This window comes from Candidatus Erwinia haradaeae (assembly GCF_900698985.1).
GTDB classification, from domain to species: domain Bacteria; phylum Pseudomonadota; class Gammaproteobacteria; order Enterobacterales; family Enterobacteriaceae; genus Erwinia_E; species Erwinia_E haradaeae_B.
Window position 1 is genome coordinate 363566 of record NZ_LR217730.1, and the last position, 24463, is coordinate 388028.

Here is a 24463-nt window from a genome sequence, read left to right on the forward strand (position 1 = left end):
TATAATATAATTGATTATAATAAATGAAGTATATTTTAGTATATAAAACAATTAGAGTTATTTGAGAATAAAAATTATATCTAATGATTAGTATTTTTGTAAAAATTTTAAATAATATATTACAATATATAAGAAATGTAACAAGACTCTCAACGATTATAGATGTAAATTATATGTATATCTATTTTATATTGTCAGAGTTTGTAATATTAGTGGTTGTCTATTAATCTACATAATTGTATTTATAGAGATATTTAAACATTTCATATAATCATTTTATTATAGTAATAAAAATACTAGTAAAAGAATTTATTAATAATTTTTACTAATCAGTGTTATTTTTGAAAAATCTTTCCTATATAAATTAAAAAGTTTATCAGATCTATATTAGTATATATAATACTAAATATTTAATGTTAATTTTATATTTTCAGTGCTATAACTACTATTCATATATCATAGAAGTGTACTCTTAGTAGAGCTTTTTTAGGATGAAGAATAATGTATCAAAAATTTCACATAAACATCTTATCGTAGATGATATACCTTTGAAAGCTTATGCACCGATTCAACCAACTCATGTGCATGCTCTGGTAATACATCAGGATAAATTCCATGACCTAGGTTAAAAATATGCCCGCTACCATGACCATAATCTTCAAGTATTGTTGACACTTCCTGTCTGATACGAGAAGGAGAGGCATATAATATTGATGGGTCCATATTACCTTGGATAGCCACTTTGTTACCAACGCGTCGTCTAGCATCCCCAATATCTGTGGTCCAGTCTATTCCAAGTGCATCACATCCTATCTCAGCCATTGCTTCAAGCCACTGTCCTCCACCTTTTGTAAATAATGTCACTGGCACGCGTTGCCAGTCATGTTCATGGAATATACCATCAATAATTTTATGTATATACTGAAGTGAAAATTCTTGGTAACTGCGTCGTGTTAGAATTCCTCCCCATGTATCAAATATCATGATGGATTGAGCTCCAGCAAGTATTTGTGCATTCAGGTATAATATAACACTATCTGCCAATTTATTGAGCATAAGATGAAGGGTATTCGGGTCTGTGTACATCATTTTTTTTAATTTAGAACATATTTTACTAGTACCACCTTCAACCATATAAGTTGCTAAAGTCCATGGACTACCAGAAAAACCAACTACTGGTACCTGGCCGTTTAAGTTTTTACGAATAGCACGCACTGTGTTCATAACGTAACCAAGCTGTTGCTCTGGATCCGGAATGGATAATTTTTCAACATCAGCACGACAAGTAATGGGGTAGGCAAAACGTGGACCGTCTCCATCTGAAAAAGAAAGCTCTAAGCCCATAGCATCAGGAATGGTAAGAATATCAGAAAACAGAATCGCTGCATCCAGGGCATAGCGTCGTAATGGTTGTAGTGTAACCTCACAAGCTAACTCTGGATTTTTACATAATAACATAAAACTTCCTGCAATAGCACGAGTCGCTTTATATTCTGGTAAGTAACGTCCGGCCTGACGCATCATCCAGACAGGAGTACTATCTACTGGTTTACGTAATAAGGCGCGTAAGTAACGATCGTTTTTTAGTGTACTCATTTCTCAATTATGTCTCTTAAATGAAATTCATGCATAAGATTCATTAACAACATTACTACCGAAGTACATAAAATTTTCTTATAACTGTCATAAAAAGGAAACTACTTAAAATCTTTAGGAATGAAGAAATACGTATATTATCTAAATGCCAAGACATATTTGTTTCTTTATTTCATCTTGATATACTTCCAATAAGTATGTTTAGTCTTAATTATGTATCATTTTAATGTAGATTGGTCATAAAGTATTACTATGATACATCTATTTTTGTTACTACTGTAAATGAATCGCATAACTAATTTTAATATACAGTTCTATTAGTCCAATAATACATATATAATATGATGTAAAATTTTAGAGAGAGCGGACAGCTTCTTTTAAAGAAATCTCTATTGAGAGATCATAGTAAATATATTTTTTAGAAACTAGCATAGATGTACTCTCTGGTATATAAAAAATCATTGGTTAAGTAGAGATATTTTATTAAGAAATTTCTATTATACAGATAAGAATAAGTTGGTTATAAGTTACACTTGATTGAGATATCTACTGATATTTAGGATAGATGTAGATATTTTTGAAAAAGTCTTATATTTATACAGGTCTCTTGTCAATAAATAATATTTATTGACTATGCAATGTCGATAAGTTTAGTAGAAAATATTATAAATAATTTCATGTTGTAAGTCGATTAAAGCGTTTTAGATATTAACTAGTTTTTACCTAGTAATATCATTCATGCTGTAATATAGTATATTGAAAATTAAAGTGTAATAGAAAATGAAGTAAAACTTTTTTAGTTACGATAAGTTCACTAGAGATTAGAAAAATGATTATTAATATAGTGGGATATTACAAAAATAAGGTCAAAAACGTATTCAATATGTTCAACCTACGATTAGACATTACACAAAAAATAAAAAAATAACATACTTTTATATTAAAGCATAGCGTTAAATATTATTAGGTAATAACTAGTTAGTAATATAAGATTATTATACAATCAGTGTTATGATAAGTGTTATGGAAAATTTTTAGGTATTTTGTATTAGTTTTTTAAAATATATTCAAATCTTGTTTAAAATCACTAAAAATTGTTTCTGCTTGTATTGTGCAGTGTAGGGTAGTCTTTTTATGTTTTTTTTCTTTTGATACTAATTACTAAAATTCAAATTGATAGAGCACATCAATAGCTTGATCAAGACCATATATCGCCTCTAAATATAGCTTTGGCATCAGTTGATAGCGGAGGGTGAGCGTCTCTAGGGTATCAAAGATACCAAAACCATATTTTATTTGTAGACTAGGTAGGATATAGGCGCTAACTTGTACTTTCTGTTTATCACCTGCTCCTATAGTGGCCATAGAAAGATTTTTGACTCTAACAATTTTACCAATCTTATTAATAATACTCTCACTGCGTGCAAGGCCTAAGCTTATTAGTGTCGACGTTAATGCATAACCATCATCACTAGCAGAAGTTAATTTTTGACCCCGAAGAAGATAGGATAAAGCTGATTCTTGTGTTTGTTCTGGATCAGAAAACACTTCAAATTTAGGGTCATTTGCTAAGCCAGTAATTCTTACCCCAGCCACTACATCATCTGTAGTCGATTCTGGATTACGAATTGCTTCAATATTTAGATATGGTTGATCGAGTAATCCAGAAAATTGTAGTTCTCCTTTACGTATAGTAAGATCCTGCGCATAGGCATGGAAGCGACCAGCTAATATTTTCATTTGCCCATATAAGCCCAGGCCGTGTTTATCTTGTGTGATTTTTAAATTACCGCGTAGTTTTCCTTGTAGGCCGAATGCCTTTAGAATAACGTCATTACCGACATGAAGAGTAAGATGACTACTGATAGGTATTGTCATAGATCGTGGTGCTATAGGTTTTAGATCTGAATCCAGAAGAGTTTCATCAGAAGAAACTTTGCTGATAGTTAATGGGGTTGTTTGTAATAAGAATCGTGCCCATGGTATATATATATCTCCTATCAGAGTCAATGATTTTGGCGTGGCTTCAAATATTAGATCTGGTATGATATCTATCTTTAGTATAGGAGGTATTGTATATCGTATCCTGTCTCCTGTTACTGAGATACGTGTATACCAATTATTTAGTTGACGCCAATCAGTCATTCCATGAAAAACGATTGTTCCTTGTTTAGTTTTAATGACTCCTACGAGATTTGAGCTAACACCGTTAAATAATATATCTACTTTTGCAGTGGTGAGTTTCATAGGAACGAGGGTACTATCAAAACTAGCATTACTTAATAACATATTGCCGAATATCTGCGGTTTTTTTAAGCTACCTCCAAGGCGTAAATGTGTATTTACTATTCCAGAAACTTTTTCGCCTGGCATCAAAATTGCATTGAGGAGCCCTATAGAAAGAGAGTCGATATTAAGATCTCCGATTAACATACGTTGTCCATTAAGATCAGAAACCTGGATGCTACCATATAATACGCCATTATGAAGAATACTAGTTCGCCATTGAAACTGTATGCAATTATTTTTAAATGCTAAATATAGTTGAAAACTATCGAATATTATGGGTATGTTGTGCCCAGTAATATTATGATTAATTGCAATATTATTGCCTACTACAGATAGAGTTCCGTCGAAAAGTGAGGTGTGACGATTGAATATGATGTGCGCATATCCAGTATTTAGTGTTCCTGACAATTGAGTTGTAACTGGCATAAACATATTAAACATAGCTAGATTTATATGATTTAAAGAAATTTTAAGATGACCAAATGTATCAGGTTTGATTGTTTTTGGTGTGAATGTTTCTATTTCTGGATTTTTTAAGTTAACAGGCCCCATATAGAACATTTGTTTCTCGTAAAAATAATCAAGAGTAATGTTATTGCTTGAGCGCCATTGCCCTGAAGCGTTTGAAAAGTAGATATTAGGACATGTACCACTCCATCGGCCTACTATTGGATCAAGAGATCCCTGAATAGTAATGTGACTTACGGTTCGATTTCCTTGTAGCTTAATTTTGAGTATGTGTTTTTTGACAGTGCCCATAGCATGTAAATTCAAAAAGTTTATTAGCATTTTTTTTTGTTTAAGTTTTTCTGCGTATAGGTTGATTTTACTCTGTATTCTATTATTAGTAATAATAGATCCGTTTAGTTGTATGTGAGCGATTCGCATTTCATGCCATTTTAAGTGATTAGCGTTGAGATTCATTAAAAGACGCAGCTCTGTAAGATCACCTTGAACGTGAATATTCCCATTTACACTGCCGGATAACTCTGGAATAAAATTTTCTAAATGTTTAGCATGAATACTTATATATAAATTGACCTGTTTATTAAAAATACCTTTAATGGTGATGCTATTACTACCTAAATTTAATTTAACAATTGGAATGTAGCACTGACCTGAATTGTAAACAGATAAGGAACCATGGATCTTTAATGGGTTATGCAATAGATTGCCTCTTACTTGAAACCACATCCCTAAATCTTTTGTTTGCCATATTTTATTTTTAAATATTTGGTTTTTTTTAGTATATAGACTATCGTAGGTAATTAGTTCTTTTTTGAGAGGATACGTTTTAACAGGATTCTTATTTTTATGAGTTATATCAAAAAACCTGAGCTCTCCACACCAGTTAAGTAATTTTTTCCAGGTAATTTTTCCCTTAAATTCGGTTATATTTTTTAACGACTTTAACTGAAGTGTCTTAATAATTAGTTTATCTGAATGACCTTCACCATTGGCAATGAGCATGAGAGATGGTATATATTGTCCGGCAAAATTTGCCCTCAAGGATACAGCATAGTTACTTAGATCACCTCTAAAGATAAAATGAATATTATTAGCTTGGAACGGTATTGCTCCATAAAGTGGCCAGAATAATTTAGAACTTTGTAATTGTATATATATTGGCTTTCCTGAAGAAGCTAATTGGGTATTGAGACTTACCAGTGCTTGTATTGATCCAGATAATTTACATTTTAATTTTAAATGACCATATAAGTCGCCATTAAGATTTGCTTCTATTTTTTCAGGTTGTAGTTCACCTAAATGAACGATACTATGTAATATAAAGTTTAGCGGCCATGTTCCATGGAATGTTATATAACCGTGAGATTGTACCATCCCTCCTGGAAAGTTCACTACTAGATTTTTTAGATATAACTTTTGATTCTTAATGGTAGCTTTAATTAAAATTTTATAAATAGAGATATCATTATCCCCTATAAAATGTAAATTTTCACAAAAAAGCGTCATTAACGTTATATGAATTGGAAAATGAAATATTGGTAGATCTTGAATTAGTGTCTTTTTCTGTAGCATTTTAATTATTTTTTCTATATCAATATAGGATGAGTATATAGGTTTTTTGTCTATATTATACGTTGATCCTTGTATGTTTAGTTTTTTGGTTGTAGTTTTAGGTAGTATAATTGTGAGTCCCTGCATATGAGAGGATGTTAATGTGAGCTCACGTGGTTGCCATTTAGCGCCACCGATAAAAGATGCGAGATATATTTTAGTTTTTTTTATTTTTATATTTATTTTATAAAGAGCTAATTTTTTGAGTATTACGGGATAATAGAAAATATGATATTTATCATTTTTTTGTTCTATTAAATGAGCGATTTGTGATGATTGCCAATTATTATTAATAAATACATTAACTTTTTTTAGCATTAATTCATCTACATAGAGCTTTCTATGCATTAAACACTTATAACTTAGTTTAAAGTGAACTTTGTTTATATTTATTTTAATACCTGGTGTATTATAAAGGACTCCTGTTAAGATACCATTATGTAGAGTCCCATGGATCGTTTTAATATGGAGAGCAGAGATAGATTTTGTTGCTGTATGTAATACTAGCTTCATGCCAGTCGTAGTACTTACTAAAAACATAATAAAACATAATATCAATGTACTTAAGATAAAGAGAAAAGCCAGACCCTTTTTAAACCATCTCATAGTTCCGGTCCAAGGCCAATATACAATTGTATATTATGTGTATGTTTGTTACCTATTGGGCGCGCAACATCGAGTTTTAGCGGACCTAGAAGAGATTGCCAGCGTATTCCAAAACCAATACCAGTATTGATAAAATTTTTTTGAAGATCCTGAAGAACCGAACCTGAGTCAATAAATATTGCTCCCCACCACTTCCCAGTCATATGATATTGATATTCTATTGATCCTATTGCTAACTTTGAGGCGCCGGTCAGTTTTCCTTGATTATCATGTGGAGATAGTCCTTTATATTTATAACCTCGTACACTGTGATCACCACCAGCAAAAAAACGTAGATTTGGTGGAATTTTTGAGAAGTTTTTAGTATTAATCCAGCCTAGATTGATGCGCTCAATAAGTCGAGATCTTTCTTGTATAGTCTGAACCCATACATTTTTTGCTTGTATTACGATAAAATCGATATATGACCCCCATAGGGAATTTGATATATCAATAGAATAATGCTGAGAATTACCCGAAGTTGGCATCATGAGTGAACCATAAGAATGGGTTTGGTCAAGAGTAATTCCTGGATAAATTAACATCGTAGTATTAGTATTGCTACCTTGAGTAAAATGGTCTAGTATCCAATGTATGTGAGCGGCCCACTTCCAGCTGTTGGATCGTTCCCAATATTGTGATACAGAGAGAGTGGAAGAATCGGACTTAGTGTCATTTAAGTGAGTACGTTTCACGCCACCTTGTAACAGGTAATACCGCTCCAGTGGGTTTTCTAAAAGTGGTATTTTATATGTCCACTCGATGTTTTTCTCAGGCGCTGAGATTTTCATCATAGTATGAAAGCTATGCCCTCGGTTATTAACGCAGCTTTTTTTCCATCGTGCTTTCAGATGTGGTCCAATATCCGTTGAAGATCCAAAACCAGTTTCAATAGTATTATGAGCACGTGTTGTAACAATTCCTTTGAGTTGTACTCTTTTATCTATGTTTTTTTTATCAAAACTTGGAATAATAGTTACTGAATTAAACCAGCCAGTTTCTGATAAACGCCGCGTTAGTTCTGCTATATTACTAGCAGAATAGACATCGCCTGTGTGAAATGGCACCATATTTTGTAAATATGCTTCACGGATATCTGTACCTACAAAATGAACTGCGCCAAAACAATAACGTTCTCCACTATCGTAGTCGATATCCCAGAATGCTATATGACGAGAGACGGCCACTTGTAATTGGTTTTTGAGATAAGCGGCATCAAAGTAACCTTTGCGTAATGCTATTTTGTCTAAAGAATTTTTAAAATTTTCGTATTTTCTGTGATTAAGGATGCTACCTTTTAGAGGCTTTTCTTTTGAAATTATTGCAAAATAATCTTCATCTCTGCATGCACCCCCCCTTAATATCACTTTGGCTTGAGAAATTGTAATTGGTTTGCCTGGTATGATTTTTACGATAAGTAAGGGCTTGTTATTGGGTCTATGAGGTTGCATAAGATGAAAAGTAATCTGTGGTTCATAATATCCTAATGCTTTAAGGGCCTCTCTAGCCATTGCGTTAATATGAGAGCGACAGCGGATATCTGTAAAAATTTCTTGATTAGTGAGTGCAGATAAATGTGCTTGCACATTAGTTTTCAAATCTTGCGGTAACCCGATAATTTTTAAATTAGCCTGACCTGCCTTAGCGATAGCAGAGTAGACACTAATAATAAATAAAGCCGATAGAAGATAGATATAAATTTTCGGCAAAAGAACTCCTTTTTATGATTATTATCTATAATGTGATTACTGTGTAATGCTATATAATGGTATATAATCTCTTATAGTTATATTTACTAAGTTTTCTTTGTTTAATAGTTTTGACTATGTATAATAGTTAAGATATAAAAATATACTCAATGATATAGTACAGTGCTATTCTGAAAGGAATATATTATAAAAATATCTCTCAATAGCATAATTACGTACACAATGTTGAGCCTCATAATTTTTATGTTTTTATGAGAATAATACATAATAATTCATGATTTTAATGGTTTTTTGTAAAACACTATCCTTTATATATCTAGTGGTTTCTATTTTTTATCTTAGTCACATATATTACTATTCATGTATAAATAATATTTTTATTATGGCTATAATTATAAAAAGTTATGGTTCTTCTTAAGCTTCTTTTAGTATATTACATCTATTTAGTTAATATTTTTATCTTATATATCATGCATTAAATAATAATATTGCATTTTTGTTTATGCTTTAATTGATGTGAGTAAAATCTAGTTCTTTATATAGGTCAAGGTTTAGTGGATTTTGATATAATCTTCTTGCGTTACTATGTAGTAATATCTATCTAGTAATAACTTTTTGTGAAATCGTATGCAAAGAAAATTAATATCTGTAGATAAAAGTTATTACATAAAAAATAATTTTTATATCCGTTATACTAATAAAATTATTGTATTAAAGATCATGAACAACGTTAAGAATATTGTATGTTTTTTATTTTGATATTTTTTTCGTTCATTCTATATTGAGAGAAATACTCGTATGGTTGATAGTAGAAATCAGTTATTTGTGTTTTTTAAAATCCTTGCGTTATGGAATATATTTGCATAAGAATAATTGAATTAATTAAGTTTTTTTTAAATCGTAATATATTTTTCTATATGAAAAAAATAGAAGATCAATTAGGGTCACTATTTATACAATACACATCTGCACTACACGCAGAGCTCTTGTGTAGATTATCGTCTACACGAAGATTGTACTATTAGTAAATAGGATTTTTAGTATTCAAGGAGGATATATTACTAATTATATTAAGATTATATTTTTTATAAAAATTATTATATTTTAAATTTTTACTTTTTAATTAACAGATATAAAATCTGAGATAATATATTTAAATTGTAAAATAAGAAAATAGTCATTATAAACTTTTATATTAATAATGAAAATTATTGAATAACTTAAAATTAACAGTGAGTTAAAGTATCTTGTAGAGAAGTACTATTCTCATGATAATGTGATCTTTTATAGTAGTTATAGAGAGCAATATAGTATGAGTTTTTAATAACAAAGCTCTGAAACTATATCTATTACTTTTCTGTTCATCTCCTTTAATATAATAAATAAGTGCACGCTAAATGTTAATTTATAATATAATATTCAATTAGATGAAGATTTATTGCCATTCTCTTGTTTTGTAATATACAAAACAATATAAAATCAGGTGAAGCTACCTCAATAATGAAATAGTTATTAGTAAGTAATCGCATAATATTTATACTGAACATATATGATTATAGAAGGCTATGCTTTATTATTTTTGAAGATTATTGGTATGTTTATGATACATCCTTATATTATGAAGAATGATTTCGATGTTAGAAAAATTTATCAGATTTTACAATTCACACTATAAATTTAGAGAATTTTTAACTACGCATGAAGATGTTCTGGTGTAAATATATAATTTAAGAATGTTTCTTGGAGATATTAAGGTTTATTTGGGACAATATTTTTATATTGTATAGGTATTTTTATTGATAATTGCAAGGCGAGTGTATTGCATTAAATTGTAACTATTTATTTTCTAAATCACCAGCATATTGATTTTATCGAATATGTCATAGAATGCAAAATATGAGAAGAGCTAGCTAACTATTAGTACTGTAATATAAATTCATGTTTTTAGTATACTTTTTTGATAGATAACATCACACGGAGTCTTATAATGAATAATTTATATTATAATATAAAAATATTCATTATATTAGTTGATTGGATAGTAAGTGTTAAAGTGTCGAATGAAATTAAAAGATAACTCCTTTCATGATTATGGTGCTAAAAAAAAACTATTTGTTTATCGTATATGTATTGCTTTTGTAGGTATTTTGTTGCTTGTTTCAATATTACTCATGAATCTCTATTTTTTACAAATCATCCATTATAAAGATTATAGTACACGTTCCAATGAAAATCGCATTAAATTAATACCAATTCCTCCTAGCAGAGGTCTTATTTGTGATAGAAATGGCATACTTTTAGCACTAAATAGAACTATATATCAGCTAAAAATTATACCAGAAAAAGTTGAGAACTTACCATTAATTTTGCAGGAACTCACGCCTATTGTCAATCTGACAACTAAAGAATTGAATGCTTTTGAAAAAGAGAGACGGCGGGCAAATCGCTTCACTTCTATCGTTCTCAAAACCAGTTTAAGCAATGTTCAAATGGCTAGATTTTTAGTTAATCAGTATCGCTTTCAAGGAGTAGTTATAGAAGATTATCAGCAGCGATTATATCCTTATGGATCAGTTCTTACTCATGTGATTGGATATGTGTCAAAAATTAATTATCAAGATATACAACTTTTAGAAACAAATGGTAGCTGGTCTAATTATACAGAGACCCGTAATATTGGCAAATTAGGTATTGAGCGTTATTATGAAAGTTTATTACATGGTAACACTGGATATACAGAAGTTGAGGTTAATAACCATGGGCAAGTTATTCGTCAACTTGATAAAAGGGCGCCTCAGGCGGGTGGAGATATTTATCTGAGTATTGATCTGAAACTACAACAATATATCGCGACTCTCTTAAAGGGTAGTCGCGCTGCTGTTGTTGTAACTGACCCACGTAGTGGAGAGGTGTTAGCAATGGTGTCTATGCCTAGTTATAATCCAAATCTATTTGTAGGTGGTATTTCAGAAGACCAGTATAAGCTCTTGCTAAATAATAGTAATTGTCCATTAATTAACCGTGCTGTCCAAGGGACTTATCCACCAGCTTCTACAGTTAAACCGTATATTGCTATTGCTGCATTAGTATCTGGGATAGTAACAAATCATACTACTTTTTTTGACCCTGGATGGTGGCAATTGCCAAAGTCTGCCAAACGCTTTCACGACTGGAAGCGATCTGGTCATGGTCATCTAGATATAATCAAAGCACTAGAAGAGTCTTCTGACACATTTTTTTATCAAATTGCATATGACATAGGTATTGATCGTTTAAGTAACTGGATGAAGCGGTTTGGTTATGGGTGTCTGACTGGGATTGATTTAGTAGGAGAAAATTCTGGTATTATGCCAACTCGTGCATGGAAAATGAATCGATTTAAAAACCATTGGTATCAAGGAGATACTATTCCAGTTGGTATTGGACAAGGTTACTGGACTGCCACCCCATTACAGATGAACAAGGCCCTTATGGTTCTGATTAATAATGGGACTATTAAAACGCCACATTTTTTTCTTTATGTTACAGAAGGGAATCATAAGGTACCATGGAATGAGATAAAGGCCGCTCCTATTTATCAGGTCAATAGAGAATATTGGGAGATCGCCAAAAGAGGAATGTATGGTGTAGCTAATCATATCAACGGAACTGCTAGAAAAAGTTTTGCAGATGCACCATATAAAATTGCTGCGAAGTCAGGTACAGCGCAGGTCTTTGGTTTAAAAGATAAAGAAGTCTATAATGCTAATGCACTTAATGAACGCTTACGTGATCATAAAATAATGATTGCGTATGCACCATATAATCATCCACGTATTGCAGTTACTATAATTCTTGAGAATGGCGGAGATGGTATATCTGTTGGAAAAATTACACGTCAAATTTTAGATTATTATATGATGTCTACACATCATTATTAGAACAATTTTAGCGTATTATTTTGTTGTCTTATTCATTGAGGATAACTAACCAATAATAATTGATTATGAGGGTAGAAGTATTTAGAGTTGTATGCATATAGATCCATTCTTTTTTGATTATGGCTGTATTATTAGTTGTGAGTCCATTAATAATATGGAGCGCTACTAGGAATAATATTGGTATGATGGTACATAAGATGATTCTGGTTAGTCTAGGTATAGGTATGATGATACTTATGACACAGATGCCACCGCGTCTTGATGAGATATTGTTCTTTTAATTTGTCTGCATATTTATTATTTTACTCATTTTAGTTGACGTATCGGAACAAATACATAAAGGAGCTCAATGCTGGTTAGGTCTTGGTGTGATACTTTGTTAGCTATCAGAAATAGCAAAAATATCTATACCTTTAATGGCAGATCGATGTATGAATCGTGAGATGTACCGGCCAATCATGAGTAATACTATTACTACATTAATTTTACTATTAATCCCAAATTTTTTAGTTGCGGTTTAGCCTAATCTTAGCACCTCAATACTTATTGCTATTTCTGGTTTTTTTGTGTTGTTTTTATTAGATATAAATTGGATTCGGATTATCACAGAAATATTTGTTATTGCGTCGTTTACACTTATATTATAATTTATATAGTTTTATTGCATGCATGATTATCAGAGTAATTGCATTAGTATTTGACTTTCTCCTGACAGTGATCCGCTTGGATCAGATTATCATATTATTCAGTTAAGAATTGTCATTGGCTCTGGCGGTATTCTAGGTAAAGGTTGGCTGTATAGAACTCAATCTCATTTGTAGTTTTTTTCTTGAGAAATACACAGACTTTATCTTTTCTATTTTGACTGAGGAGCTATCATTAGTGGGAGTGGTATTTTTTATGCCCTATAGTATTACTTGTCATACATGGATTATTAATAGCGGTTCATGTAAGGAACACTTTTGGTAGGGTTGTTCAGGTGGATGCATATTAATTTTTTTGATTTATGTATTTATCAACATCGGTATAGTAAGCGGCTTTCTGCCAGTGATAGGAGTGGTTTTTTTATTATTATTTATGGTGAGTCGGCACTGATAATTCTTATGGTTGGATTTAGTATTATTATGTCTATTCATATATATAAAAAATGCTATATTAAGAGTCTTAAAGAGACTTTATAGTTGCATTTATTTATATTTACTTGGATGTGATTTCATTTGATCAGTAGATTATTCTATTATTAATAGCTATGTCAGATTAGAAAATGTCATTTTAACGATGAGTAAATTTGAAAATTATTCTAGGCATTGAAATTAAGTAATAGATTTATAAAGTTATTCATTGCGGATAAGTTAATAAATATATTAAAAATCAAAAGAAAAAATTAGGCTAGATGTTCTTATTCTACTGTGAGAACCAAAAGAAATGAACGTCTTATTTAAAGAAGGCAGGTTAGCATTCAATATTTTCAATTTAGTATGTATATGCATATCGAACTAGATTTAATTATATATTAAATTTTAATCTACTCTTTATTGATCGTTTAATCAGGTGGTTATGTGGAGAAGCGTGTTGAAAAAAGTCATTTTAATAGATAATTTTACTAAATTAATATAAAGTATTTAAAAATATTACTTTCATGAGTTATCAATTTTTATTGATATTAATTTTTATGCATGGTATTAAAAAAATTTAGGCTATAATTAAATTTTCGTAATTCTATTTTGAATAAAAAATTTTTTTATTATTTAACTGACATATATTTTATACTAAATAAATAAGAAAACAAGTAAGCCATAAGGTTTAGACATGCTCAATTATTGTTAAAATGTTAGTATTTGTAGAGTATGTTCTTGCATCAAGAATAGTGCTCCTAAAGATGATTTTTATTATTTTCAAAGAATCTATTTCGTATCATATTTTAATAAATAATGGGGTTATGTGTCAGGACTTTTGTAATTTTAATTAATCTGCATAGAGAATGAATCTTGAAGTATGCATTTTTTATTGATAGTAACTCTATTAATCAAGAGATAGTTTTATACCATTAAGTCACAATAGTTTTTGTTATGTGAATTTTATGTCTTTTTATAGATACATCAACTTTGGTCAACATAAAATATATTTTATAAGTTTTTGTAGTCATATGTTATGAGATGCTAGTGTTTCATTGATTTTTTTAAAGAAGATTTTTGGTGGTGCTTTAGATTAAATGATCTAATGCGTTACTCGAATAATCATGGATAGAATTTCACTTGGATTTGTAGTGTAGCACATCAGTTAAGATGGCTTTGTCAGGTTTATAGGCGGAGAAGTTAAAATTTTTATTATTAGAATATGATATAAGGTGCAGCAATGGGTTTAAAATGCGGAATTATTGGGATGCCAAATATTGGAAAATCTACTTTATTTAATGCATTAACTGGTGCAAATGTACAAGCTGAAAATTTTCCATTTTGTACTATAAAACCTCATAGTAAGATTTTAGCGATTCATGATGTACGCTTAGAAAAATTAACCAAGATTGTAAAACCCCAGAGGGTCATACCTGCTACTATAGAGTTTGTAGATATTGCAGGTCTTATTAAGGGCGCGTCTCAAGGTGAAGGGTTAGGAAGCCAATTTTTAACCCATATTCGAGAAACGGAAGCTATCATCCATGTTGTTCGCTGCTTTGAAGATAATAATATTATACATGTTAATAATAAAGTAAATCCTTTGGATGATATTAGCACTGTTAAGGGTGAATTAATTTTATCTGATTTAGAAATTTGTGATCGCACTCTGCAGCGTATTATAAAAAAACAAGGATCCTACAAGGATGGAGATTTTAAAATTGAACGGGGTATTTATGAACAGTGTTTAGCACACCTAGAAAACTTTTCTATGCTTTCTACTTTAAATTTAAGTGTTCAAGATCGTTATTTAATTCGTGATTCAAATTTTCTAACATTGAAGCCCAGTATGTATGTAGCTAATGTGCATGAAGATAGTTATAAAAATCACACTTATCTTGATCAACTATATCATCTTGCCGCTATAGAATCTGCAAAAGTAGTAACAGTTTGCGCACCGATGGAATTAGAACTTTCGAAGTTAGAAAATGTTACACGTAAGGAATTTATGAGCGCATTAGGCATTCCAAGAACCAGTTTGCAGCATATCATTCAAATTGGGTATGATCTATTACGTTTAGAAACTTACTTTACCGTAGGTATAAAAGAAGTACGCGCATGGACGATTCCTATTGGTACAATAGCGTTGGAAGCGGCTGGTAAAATTCATAGTGATTTTAAGAAAGGCTTTATCCGCTCACAAACTATTTCTTTTGATGATTTTATAAATTACAACGGAGAAAAAGGGGCAAAAGAAGCTGGAAAAATACGATCAGAAGGAAAAGAGTATATTGTACAAGATGGTGATATTATGCATTTTCTTTTTAATGTATAGAGTTAGAGACAGAGATAAAATAAATACTCATATATTATGTTGACATATTTGTATTTTAAAATAATGTTATTTATTTTAAAAATATATATAATATATGATAAGTGTTATATTTTTAATATAATTTAATATAAATAATAGAAATATTTAATTTTTAGAATCTTTCTATTATTTATATTAAAATCTACAATTATATTGTATTATATAGTAATCACTTTTATTTATGATAAGAATCTAAATAAATATTCATGATATTATAAAAATAAATAATATATTATTAATGGTGAGCATTACATTATGATGTCCGCTCAATTTTAAAAAAAAGATAAAATACTCAATTGGAGTCAGTCATTATTAGTCTAATCAATAATTGTATATTCTTATAATTATTGAAATTTATTAAAACTATTTTATAGTAAAAGTTAAATAATTTAAAAATTATCTTTAAGAATTTTATTATTTTCTTAATATATTATGATTTTATATATACATATAGGATATATAATATAAAATAGTATAGATAATATGTATAGATTTACATTAGAAGATGAACTATCTAGTATAAAGATTAGATTAATAATTTCACCTTTTTGATACATAGATTGATAAAATTATTTTTTATTATATCATTCATAATAGTTCATTAAGTAGTCTACTAAGTACTGGATACTGACTATAGAAATAAATAGTTTTTTTTAATAAAGTTAGATAAAAATATTAATTTTGGTTTTATAGAATATATTATACTTAATATAAAACTAAGAAAAATGAATGTACATATTTTTGATAGTGCAGGTGCAAGAATTAAAATGTATTTTAATATTTAAAAATTTATTATTTTTAAATATTATATAGGAAATAACTATGTAGTCAGTCGTTACAGAAAGGGATGACTAACTCTTTCATCATGTTAATGTGTGCTTCATCAGCATTGAGTGCTCGAATATACTCAAAATGTGTACCACCGGCACGAAAAAATACTTCTCTATTTTGTATGTTAATTTCCTCTAAAGTCTCAAGACAATCAGCTGAAAACCCAGGGCTAATGACATGAACATTTTTTATTCCTTTATTTGGTAATATTTCTAAGGTACTTTGAGTATATGGAGTTAGCCAAGGTTCATGTCCAAAGCGAGACTGAAAGGTTAGCATTGCTGTATTTAAATTCATACTTAAGGCTTTTATAAGTAATTTAAAAGTTGCATAACAGCGCTGAGGGTAGTCATCCCCTTCATAAACAAAACGCTGCGGAACACCATGAAATGAAACAATTAAAAGATCTGGTTTACCATATTTTTTAAATGAATAATTCACTGAGGCTGCTAATGCAGCAATATAAGTCGGATTTTGCGCATAGTCACGTATAAAACAGACTGATGGTATGCTTCGGTAGTCAGAAAATACTTTATGTATTCCATCCCATACTGCTCCTGCGGTTGCACAAGAGAACTGAGGAAATAGAGGAAGAACAATTAGTTTCTTAATTTTTTGTTTTTTTATCAGTATGTCCAGAGCACTTTTTAAGCTAGGGTTTCCATAGTTCATACCAAGCGCTACAGGGATATCTAATTTTGTAGATAATTTATAACATTGCCTTTGACTGTATACCATCAAAGGAGACCCTTCATTCATCCATATTGAGATGTACAATTGCACTAAACGTCGCGATCGAGTAGGTAATATGATGAGGTGTAATAGTGGCCACCATATCCATCGTGGTACATCGACGATTCTTTGATCGCTCAAAAATTGCTTAAGATATTTTTTTATGGCCTCTTTAGTAGGGGCTTCAGGTGTTCCAATATTTACTAGAAGAACTCCAGATCTATTTTGTGGCATATATTGATCCTTCAATATTTCAATTAAACGTTAGAAATCAGTATGATGATTTTATTAAATTATATTTTATTTATTTATAGTTCTTTTTTCTGTAACTATATTATATATGATTTTCACTTTCTCAGTGACTGTATTCAAAATTATTCTGTGGGGTGATTGTGGGTTTAATTGTATAGCTACTTCTATTAGTTTTTAAAAGTAGCTTGCGCTGTTGAATACTGGATGATTGAATCATAGGTCAATTACTTCATGACGTTTTATTTATCTATCTATAATATATCAGTAATATTTCCATTAATAACATAGAGTAAATATTATCTATTAAAATTAAATTATATCTAGTTTATTAAAATTCTAATAAAACCGTGTCATAATTTTACTAATGTAGTTTTTAATACTATTCTTATTTAATTTTAATAAGTAGAATAAATAAGACATTAAAATTTCTTCTTATCATAGGTGTCATTTTATACCATGATATAAAACAATATGCTGTAATATTTTATTAGTATGATACAGCTTTTTCTAGAGTTCTATGCATTTCATAAATACTTTAAATAAGATATTTCATAGTTTATTTTTAGGTGGTTTCTTTTATTAATTACATCATATCAATTTTATTGTTCATTTTTTATTATATCATTATAGTGGTGCGCAATGATATGGTTAAATTATTAGAGTATTTCTATAGAATATCATACTGATAATCATCATTTAGGTAACTGTTAGGTTGTTGGTAAACTATGTGTTATCAACTTGTCTAGTGCGTTCTTAATTAAGAGTAAATTTCATGAAAAATTTTAACCCAACATATACTGTTGCTTGGCGGGCTCTAAAAGATCATTTTAAAAAAATGAAAAATGTAAAAATTAGTGACCTTTTTGCTAATGATGCACAACGATTTTCTAATTTTTCTATATTTTTTCAGAACCAGATGCTTGTAGATTTTTCTAAAAATATTATTACTAACGAGACATTAGATAAGTTACAGGAATTAGCAAGAGAAACTCATTTACATAGTGCCATCAGATCTATGTTTTCTAGTGAAAAAATTAATTGCACTGAAGATCGCTCAGTGCTTCATATTGCTTTACGTAATCGTGAAAACACCCCGATCATTATGGATGGACATGATGTTATGCCTCAGGTTAATGCAGTATTACAAAAAATGAAGGTGTTCACTCAGGAAGTAATTCAGGGCCAATGGAGGGGTTTTACCGGGAAAGCTATTACTGACGTGGTAAATATTGGAATTGGTGGCTCAGATCTTGGACCATATATGGTTACAGAGGCGCTAAAACTATATAAGAATCATCTTAGAATGCATTTTGTTTCTAATATTGATTATAAGCATCTTTCTGAAGTATTAAGCATTGTAACTCCAGATACTACACTATTCTTGATTGCATCAAAAACATTTACTACTCAAGAAACCATAACGAACGCACGTAGCGCACGTACATGGTTTTTAGCGTCAGGAAGACAGGTTGATATATCTAAGCATTTTATTGCTTTATCTGGTAATCGAGAAGCGGCTAGTGATTTTGGGATCAATATCAATAATATTTTTGAGCTCTGGGATTGGGTTGGGGGGCGTTATTCGGTATGGTCCTCTATTGGTTTATCCATTGCGCTTTCTATTGGTTTTGAAAACTTTGAAAAACTTCTGAGTGGAGCATATGCTATGGATCGTCATTTTTATGAAGCTCCATCAGAAGGGAATTTACCAATACTACTAGCTTTGATTAGCATCTGGTACAGTAATTTTTTTCATTCAGAAACAGAAGCAATTTTACCATATGATCAATCTATGCATCGTTTTGTTTCTTATATTCAACAATGTAATATGGAGTCTAATGGAAAAGGTATCGATCGCAATGGGAAATTAATATCTTATCAGACTAGTCCGATTATTTGGGGAGAAGTAGGCACTAATGGGCAGCATTCTTTTTATCAGCTATTACATCAAGGAACTAAGTTAATACCATGCGATTTTATTGCATCTGCAGTATCTGGAAATACGTTATATGATCATCATATCAAGTTGATATCTGATTTTTTTGCTCAAACAGAAGTTCTAGCTTTTGGTAAAACAGGTGAACAAATACAAAAAGAATATGCTTATAATCAGCATGATGTTATATTAGATCAAAAGGCGCTTACTTATAAAGTATTGAAGGGGAATCGTCCAACTAATTCGATTTTTTTGCGTTACATCACTCCATACACTCTTGGGTCCTTAATGGCCCTTTATGAGCATAAAATTTTTACACAAGGGGTTATTCTTAATATTTTTAGTTTTGATCAATGGGGTGTTGAAATGGGAAAAAAAGCAGCAAACCGTATTCTTTTTGATATCTCTTGCCCAGAAGATATCAATTGTCATGATAGTTCTACTAATGGGCTTATTAATTGTTATAAATTATGGCGTAAATTATAGATATATTTTTCATATATAACAAGTTTTTCTCTATAATAAATAGTTATTCAATATTAGTGTATAAATTTTTGCATAGATTATTTATTTGAAGAAAAAACATTAGTTGCTTATTTTTTTTGAGGATTTGCAAGTATTAGTAATAAATATATATCACATATTATATAATGTACATTACATTTAAACATTTTTTATGAAGCAGAAATTCTATGTAATATAGTGGGATGGATTTTTAATATGGAGTATGTAATTTGTATAAATATAATTGATGTAAAAATAGTAGCCACTCTTATATTTTTGGAGAGAAAAAGATTTTATAGTTGGGGATTTGCGTGATGGGTAAGTAGCTTTTTTGCATAATATTCTGATAATTTCATGCTAATTGTGTGTATACGTAGATATTCAAATAATTGCTCTAAGTCATCATATAACCCTTCTATTTCATTTTTAGTTTTGAATGTTGGGCTACCTCCTGGCATTAATTCAGAAGAATGTAACATAAATTCTACATAATCTTTACCGCTAGCCAAAGTATTTGTTGCTAATTTCATCATTTGTTTTACATTTCCTCTTTTTGGTCGAAGCCAATGTACTGAAGGATAATGTCGTTTACCATGTAGCCTATGTAAAACATTTTGCACCTTATTTATTAAGAAACCATGTTTATATTGAGTGGTTACCGGTACTTCAAGCAGTGTTGAGCGGCCTGGTTTCGACACATCTTGTTCATCAATAAAATAGGCCTGATCAAGAAAATTCTGATAATTAACGCCACCAGAACCTTTTGGGTCCCCAATAGAGCGCTCCCAATTGATTTTTGGGGTCACTGAGCAGTCTACTTTATAACCTTGTTCAATTAATAATTGAGCATAAAATGTGTTAAATGCCCACCGACCTGCCCTATGGGAATGCATTTTGACTTGTAGCGTATCTTCTAATAAATGCGTCAAGTAAATAATTTTTTCCTTAATCTGCTTCTTTGGATATTCGATTAAGTAAGGTTTATAACGTAAATCATTCCCAGTCAAATTATATATTGGAGGGCTGTTGTAGGCGTGCAAATGAGTACCTATTTCACCACTTTTATTAGCAATGACGTGTTTGGCAAATTCAATATATGAAGGGTCGATAATCATTTCATAATTCGTTAGCCAAGTTGTCTTGAATTGATATGTTTCGCACAATTCTTGAAAACGTGGTAAAAAATAAGCATTTTTTGTTGTAATTTGATTGCAGTTATTCCAAAGATCATCACCTTCAGTATCAATAGTAATAATAAATACGGGTTTGTTCATTTTTTACTCTAAATAATACGATAAATGATGATTAGTGTGCATAATGATATTTAGATCATTCGAAATTCTATAAATTGATATTATTTCATATAGCCACGCTTAAGTCTACAGAATAATTTTTACTTATTGTGTAAGGTATATAATCTTCTGTTTGTATTTTGTATTATAATAAATTTATTGTTTATTGATATTGCACTTCGTTTAATGTAGATAGACAGAGTGCAAGATTGCAAAGTATAGTTAGTGCATATAAAATATAATATATAGATTATAGATATAAGCTAATGCAGAGGCATAATAGTACAGTGAAGATATCATCTCAAGCTGTCTTGAGAACGGAAAACGTAATGAGTTTTAATGTGTCACTAAATAGTTATTTTAATCGTATAAATGTAGTGTTAACAGACTACCTTTCTAAGTTGCCTTTAAAGAGAACCCCTTTAGTTCAAGCTATGGAATATAGTGTATTGTTAGGCGGGAAACGTTTACGTCCTTTGCTAGTGTATGCAACAGGTAATATGTTACATGTGAAAGATGTATCTCTTGATGCCCCAGCAGCAGCGATTGAATGTATGCATGCGTATTCTCTTATTCATGATGATTTGCCTGCGATAGATAATGATGTTCTACGTCGTGATCAAGCTACTTGTCATTATAAATTTGGAGAGGATATTGCTATCTTGGCTGGAGATGCGTTACAGACACTTTCTTTTTCTATATTAATCAACTCTAAGATTCCTGGAGTTGTACTAGAAAATCGTATTTCTATGCTTTCTGAATTGGCTCATGCTAGTGGTGTAACAGGGATGTGTGGTGGTCAGATTCTAGATTTAATTTCGGAAGGGCAGCAGATTAGTATAGATAACTTAGAAAGAATCCATCAACACAAGACAGGGGCATTAATACGATCAGCAGTTCGTTTAGGTGCATTAACAGCTGGGGATATTGGTGTAGATTTAATCCCAGATCTTGACAAATTTTCTAACGCAATTGGTTTAGCTTTTCAAGTAAAAGATGATATTCTAGATGTTACTAAGGACAATAATAGTCTACCACAACGAACAAGGCCTGGTAGTCGTTGGAGAAAAAGTACTTATCCTGAACTGATCGGATTAGATAATTCTCGAGCAAAAATAAAAGATCTCTATAATAAATCTTTAAGTATATTAGAAATTCTTTCTAAACAAAAATATAATACAACTATGCTACAAGCTCTGGCAAGTTTTATCATTACACGCGATCAATAACATTACATGAGACGCTAATGAGTTTTGAATCTAAAAAGTATCCTACTCTTGCCTGGGTGCGCACAGTACAAGAATTGCGTTTGCAACCAAAAGAGAGCCTATCATTGCTTTGTAGTGAACTAAGACAGTACTTACTTTCTAGTGTTAGTTGTTCTAGTGGTCACTTAGCTTCTGGATTAGGTGTTGTCGAACTCACTGTAGCATTGCATTATGTCTATAATACACCATTTGATTATTTGGTATGGGATGTTGGTCATCAGGCATACCCACATAAAATATTGACAGGCCGCCGTGATCAAATAGGCACTATTCGTCAGAAGAATGGGCTGCATCCATTTCCGTGGCGTGAAGAAAGTGAATTTGATGTTCTGAGTGTTGGTCATTCATCTACCTCAATTAGTGCTGGCTTAGGAATGGCTGTTGCAGCTGCAAAGGAGAAAAAAGGTCGTCAAACGGTGTGTGTAATTGGTGATGGCGCCATGACTGCTGGTATGGCATTTGAAGCAATGAACCATGCGGGAGATATCAAGGCTAATTTATTAGTTGTGCTTAATGATAATGAAATGTCAATTTCTGAAAATGTAGGTGCGTTAAATAATCGCCTTAATCAAATTTTACCTAGTCAAGCTTGTGCTCGTATTTGTGAAACTAGTAAAGATATTCTTCATGGGTTTTTATCTTTAAAAGAGATCTTTAAAAAAATTAATAACAATTGTAAAGTTGTTCCCGTTTCGGGTACATTATTTGAGGAATTTGGGTTTCATTATATCGGTCCGGTAGATGGGCATGATGTTCGAGCGTTAATCCTTACGTTGCGCAATATACGTACATTAGACGGCCCTCAATTTTTGCATGTGATTACAAAAAAAGGAAAAGGTTATGCGCCGGCAGAAGAAGATCCTATAAGTTGGCATGCTGTTCCTAGGTTCGATCCGGATATCGGTTTATTACCTCGAAATACTGAAAAATTACCTAGCTACTCAGAAATTTTTGGGCAATGGCTCAGTGAGGTCGCAGAAAATGATGATAAGCTCATGGCGGTAACGCCAGCTATGCGTGAGGGTTCTGGTATGTTGAGCTTTTCACGTGAGTATCCTAAGCAATATTTTGATGTTGCCATTGCTGAGCAACATGCAGTGACTTTTGCTGCTGGATTAGCAATTGGTGGTTATCGCCCTGTAGTTGCAATTTATTCTACTTTTTTACAAAGAGCTTATGATCAGGTGATTCATGATGTTGCACTTCAAAAATTATCAGTATTGTTTGCGATTGATCGTGGAGGAGTGGTAGGTGCTGATGGGCATACTCATCAAGGAGCATTTGACATCTCTTTTTTACGTTGTATCCCTAATATTATTATTATGACGCCTAGCGATGAGAATGAATGTCGTCAGATGCTATATACTGGGTACCATCATCAAGGAGGACCTAGTGCTGTACGTTACCCGCGAGGTTATGGAATTGGGGCGCCTATTAAACCGCTATCACTTCTCCCTATTGGGAGAGGTGTCATAAAACGAAAAGGAGAAAAATTAGCGATTTTAAATTTTGGGGCACTTCTTCAGCAAGCGGCAATAGTAGCAGAAAAAATCAATAGTACACTAATCGATATGCGTTTCGTAAAACCTTTAGATGAGTCTTTAGTATTAAGTTTATTGGAGAATCACGACTCAGTAGTTACTATTGAAGAGGGTGCGATAAAAGGTGGTGCTGGTAGTGGAATTAATGAACTTTTTATGGCTAAACGTAAATTCATGCCAGTTTTAAATATTGGTTTTCCGGATGAGTTTATTCCTCAAGGCACTCAAGACGAAATACGTATTGATTATCAGTTGGATTGGATTGGCATTCAAAAACAAATAGAAAATTGGTTAGCACAATAAAATACTATCTTAATTAAATGTAAATGTTATATATAACATATTTTATTATTATATCCTGTTATCTTAATGTATTAAAA

At 31.0% G+C, this 24463-nt stretch carries 10 protein-coding genes and 1 pseudogene; 6 read left to right on the top strand and 5 right to left on the bottom strand.

What is annotated here, in order from left to right; translation table 11 throughout:
• Positions 1–528 precede the first annotated feature (528 nt).
• From hemE to tamA, 3 genes are all read right to left on the bottom strand, one after another.
• Entirely contained in the window at positions 529–1596 is a 1068-nt protein-coding gene (hemE, locus tag ERCIPSPA2889_RS01115; RefSeq protein ID WP_157989040.1) for a uroporphyrinogen decarboxylase, read from the bottom strand.
• A 1161-nt stretch (positions 1597–2757) separates the two neighbouring features.
• Entirely contained in the window at positions 2758–6570 is a 3813-nt protein-coding gene (gene tamB / locus ERCIPSPA2889_RS01120) for an autotransporter assembly complex protein TamB (protein ID WP_462804020.1), read from the bottom strand.
• Positions 6567–8318 (bottom strand): autotransporter assembly complex protein TamA, encoded by a 1752-nt coding sequence (tamA, locus tag ERCIPSPA2889_RS01125; RefSeq protein WP_157989042.1) that lies wholly within the window; start codon positions 8316–8318, stop codon positions 6567–6569. The genes tamB and tamA overlap by 4 nt, the downstream gene beginning before the upstream one ends.
• 2060 nt (positions 8319–10378) lie before the next feature.
• On the opposite strand from tamA, the gene mrdA reads away from it, so the two are divergent.
• From mrdA to ychF, 3 genes and pseudogenes are all read left to right on the top strand, one after another.
• Positions 10379–12238 carry a peptidoglycan DD-transpeptidase MrdA gene (mrdA, locus tag ERCIPSPA2889_RS01130; RefSeq protein ID WP_157989415.1) on the top strand — a complete coding sequence of 620 codons (1860 nt, stop codon included), beginning with the start codon at positions 10379–10381 and terminating at the stop codon, positions 12236–12238.
• 91 nt (positions 12239–12329) lie between these two features.
• Positions 12330–13419, top strand: a pseudogene (locus ERCIPSPA2889_RS01135) (FtsW/RodA/SpoVE family cell cycle protein).
• A gap of 1174 nt (positions 13420–14593) precedes the next feature.
• Complete coding sequence (ychF, locus tag ERCIPSPA2889_RS01140) at positions 14594–15688, top strand: redox-regulated ATPase YchF (protein ID WP_157989043.1); 1095 nt, start codon at positions 14594–14596, stop codon at positions 15686–15688.
• 867 nt (positions 15689–16555) lie between these two features.
• Here ychF and hemH read toward each other — a convergent pair.
• The gene (gene hemH / locus ERCIPSPA2889_RS01145; protein WP_157989044.1) at positions 16556–17524 is read right to left on the bottom strand and encodes a ferrochelatase; all 969 of its coding nucleotides are present in this window, start codon (positions 17522–17524) and stop codon (positions 16556–16558) included.
• A 790-nt stretch (positions 17525–18314) separates the two neighbouring features.
• Here hemH and pgi point away from each other — a divergent pair.
• Entirely contained in the window at positions 18315–19964 is a 1650-nt protein-coding gene (pgi, locus tag ERCIPSPA2889_RS01150) for a glucose-6-phosphate isomerase (RefSeq protein WP_157989045.1), read from the top strand.
• Between the two features lie 311 nt (positions 19965–20275).
• Here the strand turns inward: pgi and ERCIPSPA2889_RS01155 are convergent, their stop codons facing one another.
• Positions 20276–21256, bottom strand: a complete 981-nt coding sequence (locus ERCIPSPA2889_RS01155) for a polysaccharide deacetylase family protein (protein WP_157989046.1) — start codon at positions 21254–21256, stop codon at positions 20276–20278.
• A gap of 347 nt (positions 21257–21603) precedes the next feature.
• Here ERCIPSPA2889_RS01155 and ispA point away from each other — a divergent pair, with 347 nt between their 5' ends.
• A complete protein-coding gene (ispA, locus tag ERCIPSPA2889_RS01160; protein ID WP_157989047.1) occupies positions 21604–22503 on the top strand; it encodes a (2E,6E)-farnesyl diphosphate synthase in 900 nt (299 codons plus the stop codon).
• Between the two features lie 17 nt (positions 22504–22520).
• A complete protein-coding gene (gene dxs / locus ERCIPSPA2889_RS01165) occupies positions 22521–24386 on the top strand; it encodes a 1-deoxy-D-xylulose-5-phosphate synthase (RefSeq protein WP_157989048.1) in 1866 nt (621 codons plus the stop codon).
• Positions 24387–24463 lie beyond the last annotated feature (77 nt).

Bases quoted from the DNA above. Each gene is read 5' to 3' on its own strand.
- dxs (WP_157989048.1), top strand. From the start codon at position 22,521: ATGAGTTTTGAATCTAAAAAGTATCCTACTCTTGCCTGGGTGCGCACA.
- hemH (WP_157989044.1), bottom strand. From the start codon at position 17,524: ATGCCACAAAATAGATCTGGAGTTCTTCTAGTAAATATTGGAACACCT.
- ERCIPSPA2889_RS01155 (WP_157989046.1), bottom strand. From the start codon at position 21,256: ATGAACAAACCCGTATTTATTATTACTATTGATACTGAAGGTGATGAT.
- mrdA (WP_157989415.1), top strand. From the start codon at position 10,379: ATGAAATTAAAAGATAACTCCTTTCATGATTATGGTGCTAAAAAAAAA.
- ychF (WP_157989043.1), top strand. From the start codon at position 14,594: ATGGGTTTAAAATGCGGAATTATTGGGATGCCAAATATTGGAAAATCT.
- ispA (WP_157989047.1), top strand. From the start codon at position 21,604: ATGAGTTTTAATGTGTCACTAAATAGTTATTTTAATCGTATAAATGTA.
- pgi (WP_157989045.1), top strand. From the start codon at position 18,315: ATGAAAAATTTTAACCCAACATATACTGTTGCTTGGCGGGCTCTAAAA.
- tamB (WP_462804020.1), bottom strand. From the start codon at position 6,570: ATGAGATGGTTTAAAAAGGGTCTGGCTTTTCTCTTTATCTTAAGTACA.
- hemE (WP_157989040.1), bottom strand. From the start codon at position 1,596: ATGAGTACACTAAAAAACGATCGTTACTTACGCGCCTTATTACGTAAA.